The following is a 13,407-nucleotide window of genomic DNA, read 5'->3' as shown; positions in this document are numbered from 1 at the left end:
TAGTATATTCCGACTTCCTTCTCAACCTCACGGGGTTGGGTTAAAGGACTGTATTATATTACTTTATTTTTAGCACTCTTCTGTTAGATTGTCAAATAAAGAGGGGATAGTTATGTGTGAAATATTTCAAAAGATATTGCATTCTTCTTGACGCCCACTTCATTATTTTCCCATAATAAAACTAACTCATATAAAAAGGAATGAATCACAGATGCTAAATTTAGTACTTATGATGATTGAACGTGTCGGACTTATTGTTATTTTAGGATTTTTACTTTCTCATATTAAAACGTTCAGGCGCCTTCTTCATAGACAAGATGGGTATGTAGATAAGCTTAAGCTTATTTGTATTTTTTCAGTGTTTACAATTGTCAGCAATTACACAGGAATTGAAATTGCCGGGAATACAATTATGAAAGAAAATTGGCTACAAGGTGTTTCGTCATCTAGTACAATTGCGAATACACGTATTATGGGTGTTGGAATTAGTGGATTGCTTGGTGGTCCTATCGTCGGTATTGGAGTGGGATCGATTGCGGGTATTCACCGTTATATGCTTGGCGGGACGACAGCGCTCAGTTGTGCAATCTCATCAATTTTAGCAGGTGTTATAACGGGGTATATTGGATACATTTTCAAAAAATATAATCGTGTAATTACGCCTAAATTTTCTGCGATTTTAAGTGTTTTTATCGTTACTTTAGAAATGCTTATGATTCTATTAATTATAGAAGATGGACTTAGTGTTGTAAAAACAATTGCGCTACCGATGATTCTTGTAAATAGTTTTGGCAGTTTCATTTTACTTTCGATGATACTAGCTATTTTACGACAAGAAGAAAACGCAAAAGCTTTGCAAACGCATAAAGTATTACGAATTGCTGATAAGACGTTACCATATTTCCGCCAAGGGTTAACAGAAGAGTCTTGTAAACATGTGGCACAAATTATTCACCGCTTTACGGGAACAGATGCGGTATCCTTAACAGATACAGAGGAAATCTTAGCTCACGTTGGATTAGCATCAGATCATCATATTCCTTCACACAGTTTAATAACAGGTTTATCAAAAGAAGTATTAAAAACAGGGAAAATAATGAAGGCAAAATCACGTGAGATTATTAATTGTCAACATGAAGGGTGTCCATTACAAGCGGCAGTTGTTATTCCATTAACTTCACATGGAAATACGATAGGAACATTAAAACTTTATTTTAAAAACCCTAATCAATTAAGTCGTGTTGAAGAAGAGTTAGCGGAAGGGCTAGCGAAAATATTCTCCACACAGCTTGAGTTAGGTGAAGCTGAGTTACAAAGTAAGTTATTGCAAGATGCCGAAATAAAAGCGTTGCAAGCACAAATCAATCCGCATTTTTTATTTAATGCAATTAATACAGTATCAGCTTTATGCCGAACAGATGTAGAGAAAGCGAGAAAATTATTATTGCAGCTTAGCGTTTATTTTCGTTGTAATTTGCAAGGGGCACGACAATTACTTATTCCATTAGAACAAGAGTTGAATCATGTACATGCATATTTATCGTTAGAGCAAGCGAGGTTTCCGAATAAGTATGAAGTGAAGATGTACATTGAAGAGGCACTAAAGGTGACTTTAGTTCCACCATTTGTGCTTCAGCTATTAGTTGAAAATGCATTGCGCCATGCTTTTCCGAAAAAGCAGCCAGTGTGCCAAGTCGAGGTACATGTGTTTGAAAAAGAAGGGATGGTTCACTTTGAAGTAAAGGATAATGGACAAGGGATTGAGAGTGAACGTCTAGAGGAATTAGGAAAAATGGTAGTTCCATCAAAGAAAGGGACGGGAACAGCCTTATATAATATTAATGAACGACTTATCGGGTTATTTGGGAAAGAGACAATGCTTCAAATTGAAAGTGAATTAGAGCAAGGGACAAAGATCCTCTTTGTGATTCCGAAAAAAGTAGAGGAGGAAAAACGGAGTGTTAAAAGTATTAGTAGTTGATGATGAAATGTTAGCACGGGATGAATTGAAATATTTATTAGAGAAAACAAAAGAAGTAGAGATAATTGGTGAGGCGGATTGTGTAGAGGATGCATTAGAAGAATTAATGAAAAACAAACCAGATATTGTTTTTCTAGATATTCAGTTATCTGATGATAATGGATTTGAAATCGCAAATATATTAAAGAAAATGAAAAATCCACCTTCAATTGTGTTTGCTACTGCCTATGATCAATATGCATTGCAAGCATTTGAAGTAGATGCGTTAGACTACATTTTAAAGCCATTTGATGAAGAACGTATCGTACAGACATTAAAGAAATATAAAAAACAAAAGCAAATAAAGTTAGAAACAAAGCAAGATGTAAAGAGTGTAGATGTAACGGCCGAGATGCATAAATTAGCATTACCAATTGAGGAATCAATTGTACTTGTTAACATTGAAGATATTATTTATGTAGGGCTTGTAGATGGGAAAGTAACTGTAAAAACAATGAAAGAAACATATGTAACACATGATACGCTTGTCATTTTGGAAAAGAAATTACCACAAACAATTTTTATGCGTGTTCATCGTAGTTTCGTTGCTAATATTAATCATATTTCTGAGATACAGCCGTGGTTTAATTCGACTTATAACTTAATTATGAAAGAGGGATCCAAAGTCCCGGTTAGCCGTACATATGCAAAAGAACTTAAAAAGCTGCTTCGTATTTAAGAAGCAGCTTTTTGTATTTCGTCTGCCTATTTTTGTAACTAATTTTGTATATTTGACGTTCCGTTATGTAAACGCTTACAGTTTTATTTTTATCTTATACAATAAAGGTACCAAATCGAAAGAGGTGGCCAAAATGAGTACGAAAAAAGTATATAGTTTCTTATCACAAGCATTCATATTTTCAGCTATTATGTTAGTTTCTAATATTATTGCAACGCATTTACCAATTCCGATGCCTTCATCGGTGATCGGATTAGTTATTTTATTTAGCCTATTATGTTTAAAAGTTATTAAATTGGAACAAGTTGAATCACTCGGAACGGCTTTAACAGGTATTATCGGATTCCTTTTCGTTCCATCAGGTATTTCGGTTATTAATTCTCTCGGTGTAATGGGACAATATTTTGTACAAATTTTAACTGTAATTGTTGTCGCAACAATTATTTTACTCGCTGTAACAGGATTATTTGCACAATTTATTTTAGGAAAAGACGATAAAGAAATAGAAGATACGAAAGAATTGAAAGTAGTAAATAAAGGACGCAAGCACGGAAAAGTTGCGTAACCAATTTAGTATATATTGTTAGGAGGGAATGAACATGGCAAGCACAATGACTCCATATTTCGGAATCGTCGTTTCATTAATCGCATACGGAATCGGAACATTATTATTTAAGCATTCAAAAGGATTCTTCTTATTCACACCATTATTCGTAGCGATGGTATTAGGGATTGTCTTTCTAAAAGTAGGTAACTTTACTTTTGAAGAATATAATACTGGCGGAAAAATGATTAGCTTCTTCTTAGAACCAGCAACAATCGCGTTTGCAATTCCATTATATAAACAAGTTGATAAGTTAAAAAAATATTGGTGGCAAATTTTATCGGCTATTGTGGTTGGATCTATTTGTTCAGTGGTTGTTGTGTACATTGTCGCAAAAGCAATTGGTCTAGACACAGCTGTAATGAACTCAATGTTACCGCAGGCAGCAACAACAGCAATTGCATTACCAATCTCTGAAAGTATCGGTGGTATTCCAGCAATTACATCATTTGCAGTTATCTTTAATGCTGTTATCGTATACGCATTAGGAGCTTTATTCTTAAAAACATTTAGAGTTAAACATCCGATTGCTAAAGGTTTAGCGCTTGGAACAGCAGGACATGCGTTAGGGGTTGCAGTAGGTATCGAAATGGGTGAAGTAGAAGCAGCTATGGCCAGTATCGCTGTGACAGTGGTTGGTGTCGTAACAGTGGTGGTTATTCCAATGTTCATGCCGTTTATTGGATGATAAAACTTACTAAAAAAAATATAAAAGCAAGTTATTTGTAGGACGGATTTCTACTGATAGCTTGCTTTTTATGTTACAGTAGTGGTAAGACCTATTGAAGGATAAAAGTTTCCTTAAATCTTCATTAATACTACGTATAATGCGTTCTGAAATAGGTCATTGTATTGTAAAATAAGAAGTAACATAATATATAGCACAATTAACGGGTGGTTAGGGTTGAATATAAATTGCTCGCAATGGCTTTAATATTAAAGGATAATTATAAGTAGAGGATAGAGAGAGATCTACTTGTTAACGTTTTACTTTATAGGACAGGAGAGAGTACTCGTCGATTATGCAAATAAAAAACCTGTTTCAAAGCAAAGGATTTCAGAGGTTAATCGTATTAGTATTACTTGCTCTCATATTGTATGGGATGCAAAGTATGTTAAATTTAATTTTAATTACGTTTATGTTGACGTATTTAATGGATCGATTCCAAAAGTTTATTTCTCGTAAATTAGATCATTTCATGCCAATTAATCGAAAAATTATTATAGCGCTTTTATATGTAATGTTGGTGGCAGGAATTGCCATTACGCTATTTAAATATTTACCGGTATTAACAATACAAATTTCACAATTGATTTATCAATTTAATGTATTTTTAAGAAATCCACCTGATAGTGAATTAATTAAGTATGCAGTTAATGCTGTTAATCATATGGAGCTTTCTAAATATGTGGGGCAAGGCGTAGACATTTTGTATAAATCTATTACGAATGTTGGGAAATTTGGCCTTCAAGTTTTACTTTCTGTAATTTTAAGCTTATTTTTCTTACTTGAAAAAGCACGTATCGTTGCTTTTACTTCGAAATTTAAAGAAAGCCGACTTGCAATTTTCTATAACGAAATAGAGTATTTCGGAAAGAAATTTGCACGTTCATTCGGAAAAGTAATCGAAGCACAATTTTTAATTGCAATTGTTAACTGTGTTTTATCTGTTATTGCATTATGGATATTAGGATTCCCGCAATTACTAGGTTTAGCGTTAATGATTTTCTTGCTTGGTTTAATTCCAGTGGCGGGTGTTATTATCTCGTTATTCCCACTCTGTATGATTGCTTACAATATTGGCGGTATTATGTATGTCGTTTATATTGTAGTTATCGTAACAGTAATTCATGCACTTGAGAGCTATGTATTAAATCCGAAGTTTATGTCTCAAAAAACAAACTTACCAATCTTCTACACATTTATGATATTAATTTTCTCTGAGCATTTCTTAGGTGTGTGGGGACTTATTATCGGTATTCCAATCTTCATTTTCTTATTAGATGTCTTAGATGTGACAAGTGATGAAATGGAGAAGGACGTTGGAAAAAAATAAAGTGAAGTAAAGAAAAAGCATCGATGTTCGATGCTTTTTCTTTTATAACATGACGTTCCTTATGCCATACTGTAAGGAGAAGATAGAATAGGGGTGAAATAATGGCTGTAAATGAAAAGATAGAGTTAGCTACGTTTGCCGGAGGGTGTTTCTGGTGTATGGTTTCGCCATTTGAAGAGATGGAAGGGATTATACAGGTTGTTTCAGGCTATACAGGTGGCCATAAAGAGGATCCAACGTATAAAGAAGTGTGCTCGGAAACAACTGGGCATTATGAAGCAGTACAAATTACATTTGATGCAAATAAAATGCCGTATGAAGAGTTGTTAAATATATATTGGAGACAAATTGACCCGACTGATATAGGGGGACAATTCCACGACCGTGGACAGTCTTATGAAACGGTGATTTTTTATCATAATGAAGAACAACATAAAAAGGCAGAGGCTTCAAAAGAAGAGCTCGAGAAAAGTGGGCATTTTTCGAAGCCAATTGCGACAAAAATATTGCCAGCTGCTACGTTTTATCCAGCTGAAGAATATCACCAAGGATATTATAAGAAGAATACATTTCGCTATGAGTTATATCGTAAAGGCTCAGGTCGAGATGCTTTTATTAAACAACATTGGCCAAAGAATAATGCTCATTTAAAAGAAAGATTAAACGAGATGCAGTTTTATGTAACACAGGAAAATGGGACAGAACCGCCTTTTCAAAATGAGTATTGGAATCATAAAGAAGAAGGGCTTTATGTAGATATTGTTTCGGGGGAACCATTATTTACTTCTTTCGATAAGTTCGATAGCGGCTGTGGATGGCCGAGTTTTACGAAACCAGTTATGTCAGCTAGTGTGAAAGAAAAAATGGACGTTAGCCATAATATGACGCGTACGGAAGTGAGAAGTAAAGAAGGAGATTCACATCTTGGGCATGTATTTCCAGACGGCCCAGGACAAAACGGCCTTCGTTATTGTATTAATTCGGCAGCGCTACGCTTTATTCAAAAAGAAGATTTAGGAAAAGAAGGATATGGTGATTTCCTAATCTTGTTTGGGAATAAAAAATAACCTCGCAGTCAGCGAGGTTATTTTTTTATTTTACTTTTTTCTTTTTAAATTTGCTTAATGCTTCATAAACGATTGGAACAATAAGAAGTGTTAATAACGTTGAACTTGTTAATCCACCAATTACTGTTACGCCAAGTCCTTTAGAAATTAAGCCGCTACCCTCAAATCCTAATGCAAGCGGGATAAGAGCCCCGATTGTTGCAATTGCAGTCATTAAGATAGGACGCAGGCGTGTTGTACCAGCTTCTAATAATGCTTCACGTGTTGATAGGCCGTCATTTTCTTTATGAATAACACGGTCAATGAGCACGATTGCGTTCGTTACAACGATACCAATTAGCATAAGAGCCCCAATCATCGCAGATACGCTTAACGTTTCGCCAGAGATTAATAAGGCAACGAGTGCACCAATGATTGTGAATGGTAGCGAGAATAAAATTGCGAATGGTGCAAGGGCACCGCCAAATGTAACAACAAGAACGAAGTATACAATGGCAATCGCAGCTAACATCGCTAAGCCAAGTTGTTTGAATGATTCTTGAATATCTTGTGTAACACCACCCATAGAAACATCTATACCAGAAGGAAGATCCATTTTATCTACTTCTTTTTGAACAGCGGCAGATGCTTTTGAAACGTCATCAGATGTTAGTTTTGCACTAACTTCCGCATAAACACGGCCATCACGATGTGTTACTGTGTTAGAAGTTTCACCTTCTTTTACAGTCATAACATCTTTAACAGCAACTTCATTACCAAGTGGTGTTGTAATTTTACGATTTGTTAAGTCATCGATCGTTTCATAGTTTTGTTTTTCAGTTTCTACATATACATTTATATCTTTATCATCTTTTTTAATTGTTGTAAGAACAGGGCGGTCATGTTGATTAGAAAGTCCCATTCCAATTTGAGCAGCAGTTAGCCCCATTTTACTTAACTTTTCTTGATCAGCGACTAAAGTATATTCTGCATATGTTTTTGCAACAATAGAGTCTATGTCTTTTAAATCTTTATTTTTCTTCATGATATTTTGAATGTCTTTCACGACAGGCTTAATTTCTTCAGAGCTATCTCCATAAACGTATAGCTTAATTTCGTTACTACCGCCACCTGCTCCGAAATCTTGGTTTTTCCATTCACCTTTTCCAGACATCTTTTGTAAATCTTTAACGACTTGTTCTTTCTCTTTTTCAAAGTTTTTCGTATCGTTATCATATTGAACGAAGAACATCGCTTGATTTGTTTGACCAGGGCTCATTGGGTTTTCGCCGCCTAATGAGAATTGAATCGTTTTGACGTCTTTTTTATCTTGGAAATGCTTTTCAGCTTTCGTTGCAATTTTTTCAACGTCGTCTAACGTTTGACCTGGCTCAGGTTTGTACGTTGCGATAATCATTTTTTCTTCTTCAGATGGTAAGAAGCTGACACCGATGATTGGTACAAGTGCAAGGCTGCCTACTAATAGGAGGACTGTGATACTTGATGTAATAATTTTATGGTTTAACGCCCATTCAAGTATACGTTTATAGCCGTTTGCTAATTTGCTTGGTTTTTCCTCATGATGTACTTCTTTTTCTCTCATGCTTTCCTTCTTAAATAAGGAATGTGCTAGCATCGGCACAATTGTAACTGCCACAAGTAAGGAAGCAAGTAGGGCAAAAACAATTGTTAAAGCAAATGGTAAGAACATTTCACCAATCATACCCTTTACAAGCCCAAGAGGTAAGAATACAGCGATTGTTACAATTGTAGAAGACATAATCGGGATAAACATTTCTTTCGTAGCTTCACGAATTAAATCTTTCCCACGTAATTTCTCTTCTGATAAAGACATACGTCGGTAAATATTTTCAATAACAACAATTGAGTCATCAACAACGCGTCCAATAGCAACTGTCATTGCTCCAAGTGTCATAATGTTAAGGGTAATATCCATTTGTTTTATTACTAAAACTGCAATTAATAAAGAAAGTGGTATAGAAACGACAGAGATTAGTGTTGTTCGAATGTTTCGCAGGAACAACATAATAATAACAATCGCAAAGATAGCACCGAAAATAGCTTTGCTAAGCATTGTTTCGACTGATTTTTCAATAGGCGCACCTTGATCGAATGTTGAAATAATCTCTAAGTCTTTATATTTTTTCTCAAGGTCTTTTACTTTATCTTTAACTGCATTTACAACATCAACTGTATTCGCATCAGCAGCCTTCACAATTTGAATACCGATTGCTTCTTTTCCATTCGTTCGAGAAATGGATTCTGCTTTTCCAACTTCTTTAATATCAGCAATCTCTTCTAATGTAACCGTTGGTATGCCATTCATAGCGGCCGGATTCATCTGTGGTGCTTGTATTCCAGCACCAGCGTTTTGGCTACCTTGACCATTCGGTGATGAAGGGATAGCTGGAATTTTTAATTCTTTTAATGCTTTAATTGTTGTAATGTTACCATCGACAACAACTGATTTTTCCGTATCTTTAAATGTATATAAGCCAAGTGGTAACGATACATCCGAACCTTTAATCATATTTTTTACAGTATCTTCACTTAAACCTAATTCTTTTATCTTATCTTTTTTGAAGACAAGCTGTACTTCGTCTACTTGTTGACCTGCGATTTGAACAGATGCGACACCATCAAGTCCTTTTAATCCAGGAACAATATTTTTTTCTACATTTTCTGTTAAGGAAGCTAAAGATTCATTTTTACTCGCTACGCTTAATGAAATAACAGGAAAGGCATTAAAGTTTACTCGTGAGACTTTCGGGTCTTTCACACCTTCTGGCAGTTTCACGTTTGCGAGCGATTCTTTAATTTCCGTTTCGGCTTTTTCCATATTTTTATCAAAATCATATTCTACCTGAATAGAAGATGCGTTTTGATAAGATGATGAACTAACAACGTTTACACCGCTTAAATTTTGGAGTTGCTCTTCCATTGGTTTTGAAATTTTATCAGCTACTTCTTCTGGTGTAGCACCAGGATAAACCGTGGTTACTGTTACAATCGGTGTTGTAATATCAGGAATTGTCTCCAGCTTCATATTGAGTCCAGAATAAATACCCGCAATAGTAACAATAATGGTTAGTAGCCAAACTGCGAACTTATTTTTTAACGTGAAATTGATGATTTTGTTCATGTTTGCGCTCCCTTTTTATTATATTGACCAATCGGTCAGTCTAATACATAATATAACTGACCGATTGGTCAGTCGTCAATGAAAAGAGATGGTATAATAAAATCAAACTGTAAGTAGTCGGTTTCCTATTCTTTTTCTGATCATTGGCTTTTACTAACCGGATTTTATAGATGGAAAGGCTTCTATATAAACCATTTACTCCATTAAATTTTAGATGGGGAGTTTTATTTTCAGTTAATGTGGAATAAAATCAAGTTTGAATTTACATAAGATGCGAGATTAAATTTAGGAGAGAGAATATGAAAGAAAAAGAGCGCTTAATTATAGAGATGGCTATGAGGTTATTTGCAACTAAGGGTGTAAATGCAACGTCAGTACAAGAAATCGTAACCGCATGTGGTATATCAAAAGGAGCTTTTTATTTATATTTCAAATCAAAAGATGAGTTATTATTGGCCACACTTCGATATTATTATGACAAGATTCAGAAGAAAATGCTGGACATTGAAAAAGAATCTTTATTACCACGTGAAAAATTTGACAAACAATTATATTGTCAGTTTACTGATGTGCAAAAACATAAAGAATTTATTATTATGCATGCAAGAGAAAATGCAATTCCGTTTAATAAAGAAGTAGAAGAGTTTATGATGAGGATGAAATTAGAGTCTCATACATTTTATCGGAATAGCTTACTGTCCATTTATGGTGACAAAGTCAGTCCATATTTATTAGATTTGGTAATTATGGTAGAAGGAATATGCCACGGTTATTTACAATTAATTATTTTAAATGCACCGGAAATTGATTTATCCTATGTTTCGACCTTTATTTTACAGAGGATAGATAATTTAGTAGAGGGGCTTCTAGAATCTTCGGAGGAACCTGTCCTACATGAAGAGAGACTAGGAGAATTTCTTTGTAGTTCCGAGTTTATTAAGGAACAGTTGAAGGAACATTTTCTAAGTGAAATTATTGTATTTAAACGAACATTAGCTGATCAATTAGAAAATGATGAATTGCTTGTTACGCTAGATGTTTTAGAGGCTGAAATACGGTTATCAAATCCAAGGATTCCAGTCATTAGAGGGATGTTAGCTAATTTAAAAAGTTACGACGAACTAACAGATTTTAGGTTAAGGTTGAATGAGTATTACAATGCGCGAAATTAAAACAGAAATAAATTACCAAGATAAAAAGGGCACCATTTGTAATGGGCCCTTTTTATTATTTAGGTCTTTCATCTGAATTTATTAGTTTAGAAGTATCGAAATTCTTTATTTCATTAGAGAAATCAGTTAGCCTTTGGTCATAATCATTTTTATTAGTAATAGGCTCAATTGTCGCTAATTGTTTTACAATCCAATCATTTATATATCTGTAATAGTGCGTTTGATCGGACATATAATTAGAAAGATTATACGTAACTTCTTTTTGATCTTGGAAATCATAGAGTTTTACATTTTTTAGTTCTTTTAATTTATTGTATACTTCTTTCTTAAATAACATATTTTCTTCTGTATGCTTTGGATCGTTTTTATCCATAACTACGTGATATGTTACTGGATACGGTGCATAGAAAAATGTAAACTGTACTTCCGGGTTTTGTTTTACAAGTTCAATAATATTAGAATCAAAAGATTTAAGCATTTGTTCATGATACCAACCCTCAATGATTGGTTGATGCGGTGTTCCATCGACAACCTTTTTGGCTATATCTACTGAGAATTTTGGCTCGTCATCTCCAAATTTATATAGCCAATGAGGATCCTGTGGAGATTTTGTTGGATCTAAATTTAATTTCATGTTCTGTAATGCCGTTTTTCGAGAATATGGGCTAAGAAAATATTGGATATCATTCAATTTATTTGTATCATACATGTAAGTTGGGAACGGTGAAGTTCCTTCTGATACCCATTCAGGTTTTCCAGAGAATGAATATAAATTAAGCTCCCAAATAATGTTTTTAACAATTTTTGAATGCGTAGCTAACTGAGCTGTCATATTTTGTTCCCTTGCTGTTGAACCTGGAAGAGAGCCGTTAAAGCTTGTAGTATGAAGTAATTTATCAACATCAGGTTCAAGGAAATTTCTACCCATAGAAGTTCCTACAAATAAAGTATCATAATCCATATTTTTAACAAGTCCAGGCATTTGATAGCGTTCAGTAGCATAAAAATAATCATTTTTCTTAAATTTATATACGTACAATGGATCAAGCTTATAGACAATAGAGCAAACTATTCCAGATAAAATGAATAGGAATATAATAAACCAACATATAAAACGCTTATACATATTTTTCACCTACGGTTATTAGAAATTAAAGTATAAGAATGAACTTACACGATTTAAATACATTAAAGACAGTATAAACATGCTAGCTAATGCAAGAGCATAAATCGGTTTTGGACGAAAAGATTCTAATTTTTCTATAGAATTTTTCGTAAATAATACAATAACCATTCCAATTGCTAGGTATAAGATAGTTTGGAAGTTAAATTGACTACCAGTTACTTGGAATGGGAATAAATTAGCGATTGAATAAATTAAATTATCCAATGTAGAAACACCGGTTAATGTTTCTGGACGGAATTGGATAAGTGCTGTTTGGAGGTGCAAGTAATTTACATTGAACATGCGATTTAACATAGTTAATGCATCTTCTACTGAAGTTGCTCTGAAAAATACCCACGTTACATGAACAAATCCCATTGTTAAGATCCATGCGAATACTTTAGGCATTTTTCCACCTAAGTTTTTAAATAATCGGTGTATTACAATAGCCAATCCGTGTAAAACGCCCCAAATAACAAATGTCCATCCAGCGCCATGCCAAATACCACTAATAAGGAAGATTGTAAATAAATTTACATAAGTTCGAACTTGTCCCTTACGACTGCCCCCTAGTGGAATATATACATATTGAGTGAAAAATCGCCCTAATGTCATATGCCAGCGTCTCCAAAAATCTTGAATACTTAAAGATTTATAAGGAGAGAAGAAGTTAGTTGGTAATGTAATATTGAATAACAGCGCGGCACCTATTGCCATATCACAATATCCACTAAAATCAAAATACAGTTGTAATGTATATGCAAGCGATGAAATCCATGCATCAGTCGTAGATAGTTGATTTACGTTGCTAAAGCCAAAATCAGCCCATTGTGCTAGTGAGTCAGCAATTACTACTTTTTTAGTAAGACCGATTCCGAATATATAAAGGCCTTTTGCAATATTCTCAACGTTCAACTTTCTCTTGGATTCATCCTGGAATTGAGGTAGAACCTTACTATGATGGACAATTGGTCCTGCAATAAGTTGCGGGAAAAACGTTACGAATAAGCAAAAATCAATAAAGTTAAACTTTGTTAATTCTCTCTTATAACAATCTACTAAAAAACCTATCTTTTGGAAGGTGATAAAACTAATTCCTAAAGGCAATAGCAGCTTTAATAAAGGTATATCAGTTCCAAATATAGTATTTATATTGTCTAAGAAGAAATCAGAATATTTGAAATACCCTAGCAATGAAATGTTAAATATTAAGCCAACTGTCAATAATATTTTTCGAGTTTTTTTATTCGTTTTTTGTATAATTTGTTGGCCTATAAAGGCGTTTGTAAATAATGAAACTCCTATTAGTAATAGATATTTCGCTTCAAAATATGCGTAAAAGTAGAGGGACATGCCCACTAAGAAAATTTTCGCAATGTTTTGATTGAATTTTTGCAATATAAAATATCCAATTACTGCTACAGGTAAGAAATAAAGCATGAATTCATAAGAATTAAAAAGCATATTATTGCCTCCAGCGTAAATAAAATCTTGTCTCTAA

10 protein-coding genes and 1 pseudogene are annotated in these 13,407 nt (G+C 34.0%); 8 read left to right on the top strand and 3 right to left on the bottom strand.

Going from position 1 to position 13,407, the window contains the following annotated elements; genetic code table 11:
- Positions 1-211: 211 nt before the first annotated feature.
- The 7 genes and pseudogenes from lytS to msrB all read left to right on the top strand — a co-directional run bounded on the left by lytS (position 212) and on the right by msrB (position 6,427).
- Entirely contained in the window at positions 212-1,981 is a 1,770-nt protein-coding gene (gene lytS, locus CQ058_RS21300) for a two-component system sensor histidine kinase LytS (RefSeq protein WP_002191347.1), read from the top strand.
- Positions 1,959-2,699, top strand: coding sequence for a LytR/AlgR family response regulator transcription factor (locus CQ058_RS21295; protein ID WP_002130151.1), 741 nt, complete (start codon positions 1,959-1,961; stop codon positions 2,697-2,699). Before lytS ends, CQ058_RS21295 begins: the two co-directional genes overlap by 23 nt.
- 133 nt (positions 2,700-2,832) lie before the next feature.
- Complete coding sequence (lrgA, locus tag CQ058_RS21290; protein WP_000104908.1) at positions 2,833-3,264, top strand: antiholin-like murein hydrolase modulator LrgA; 432 nt, start codon at positions 2,833-2,835, stop codon at positions 3,262-3,264.
- Positions 3,265-3,298: 34 nt separating this feature from the next.
- A complete protein-coding gene (gene lrgB / locus CQ058_RS21285) occupies positions 3,299-3,991 on the top strand; it encodes an antiholin-like protein LrgB (RefSeq protein ID WP_002191346.1) in 693 nt (230 codons plus the stop codon).
- A gap of 334 nt (positions 3,992-4,325) precedes the next feature.
- Positions 4,326-5,360: an AI-2E family transporter gene (locus tag CQ058_RS21280; protein ID WP_002016425.1), complete on the top strand. Its 1,035-nt coding sequence runs from the start codon at positions 4,326-4,328 to the stop codon at positions 5,358-5,360.
- A gap of 101 nt (positions 5,361-5,461) precedes the next feature.
- Positions 5,462-5,929 (top strand): annotated as a pseudogene (msrA, locus tag CQ058_RS32905) (peptide-methionine (S)-S-oxide reductase MsrA); the annotation flags it as partial.
- Between the two features lie 45 nt (positions 5,930-5,974).
- On the top strand, positions 5,975-6,427 hold the full coding sequence (gene msrB, locus CQ058_RS32900; RefSeq protein WP_372421061.1) for a peptide-methionine (R)-S-oxide reductase MsrB: 453 nt from the start codon (positions 5,975-5,977) through the stop codon (positions 6,425-6,427).
- A 25-nt stretch (positions 6,428-6,452) separates the two neighbouring features.
- Here the strand turns inward: msrB and CQ058_RS21270 are convergent, their stop codons facing one another.
- Positions 6,453-9,569, bottom strand: a complete 3,117-nt coding sequence (locus tag CQ058_RS21270; RefSeq protein ID WP_105589961.1) for an efflux RND transporter permease subunit — start codon at positions 9,567-9,569, stop codon at positions 6,453-6,455.
- Positions 9,570-9,868: 299 nt separating this feature from the next.
- On the opposite strand from CQ058_RS21270, the gene CQ058_RS21265 reads away from it, so the two are divergent.
- A complete protein-coding gene (locus CQ058_RS21265; RefSeq protein ID WP_105589960.1) occupies positions 9,869-10,741 on the top strand; it encodes a TetR/AcrR family transcriptional regulator in 873 nt (290 codons plus the stop codon).
- Positions 10,742-10,796: 55 nt separating this feature from the next.
- Here the strand turns inward: CQ058_RS21265 and CQ058_RS21260 are convergent, their stop codons facing one another.
- Both CQ058_RS21260 and CQ058_RS21255 read right to left on the bottom strand, forming a co-directional pair.
- Entirely contained in the window at positions 10,797-11,867 is a 1,071-nt protein-coding gene (locus CQ058_RS21260; protein WP_002191342.1) for a hypothetical protein, read from the bottom strand.
- An 18-nt stretch (positions 11,868-11,885) separates the two neighbouring features.
- Positions 11,886-13,370, bottom strand: a complete 1,485-nt coding sequence (locus CQ058_RS21255) for an MBOAT family O-acyltransferase (RefSeq protein WP_002191341.1) — start codon at positions 13,368-13,370, stop codon at positions 11,886-11,888.
- Positions 13,371-13,407: the final 37 nt, after the last annotated feature.

It is taken from the genome of Bacillus sp. MYb56 (assembly GCF_002976445.1).
GTDB lineage: Bacteria > Bacillota > Bacilli > Bacillales > Bacillaceae_G > Bacillus_A > Bacillus_A mycoides.
This window is presented reverse-complemented; position numbering and strand designations above follow the sequence as displayed.

Coding starts and splice junctions, on each gene's coding strand:
- CQ058_RS21270 (WP_105589961.1), bottom strand. CDS start 9,569: ATGAACAAAATCATCAATTTCACGTTAAAAAATAAGTTCGCAGTTTGG.
- lrgA (WP_000104908.1), top strand. CDS start 2,833: ATGAGTACGAAAAAAGTATATAGTTTCTTATCACAAGCATTCATATTT.
- CQ058_RS21280 (WP_002016425.1), top strand. CDS start 4,326: ATGCAAATAAAAAACCTGTTTCAAAGCAAAGGATTTCAGAGGTTAATC.
- lytS (WP_002191347.1), top strand. CDS start 212: ATGCTAAATTTAGTACTTATGATGATTGAACGTGTCGGACTTATTGTT.
- lrgB (WP_002191346.1), top strand. CDS start 3,299: ATGGCAAGCACAATGACTCCATATTTCGGAATCGTCGTTTCATTAATC.
- CQ058_RS21260 (WP_002191342.1), bottom strand. CDS start 11,867: ATGTATAAGCGTTTTATATGTTGGTTTATTATATTCCTATTCATTTTA.
- CQ058_RS21265 (WP_105589960.1), top strand. CDS start 9,869: ATGAAAGAAAAAGAGCGCTTAATTATAGAGATGGCTATGAGGTTATTT.
- CQ058_RS21255 (WP_002191341.1), bottom strand. CDS start 13,370: ATGCTTTTTAATTCTTATGAATTCATGCTTTATTTCTTACCTGTAGCA.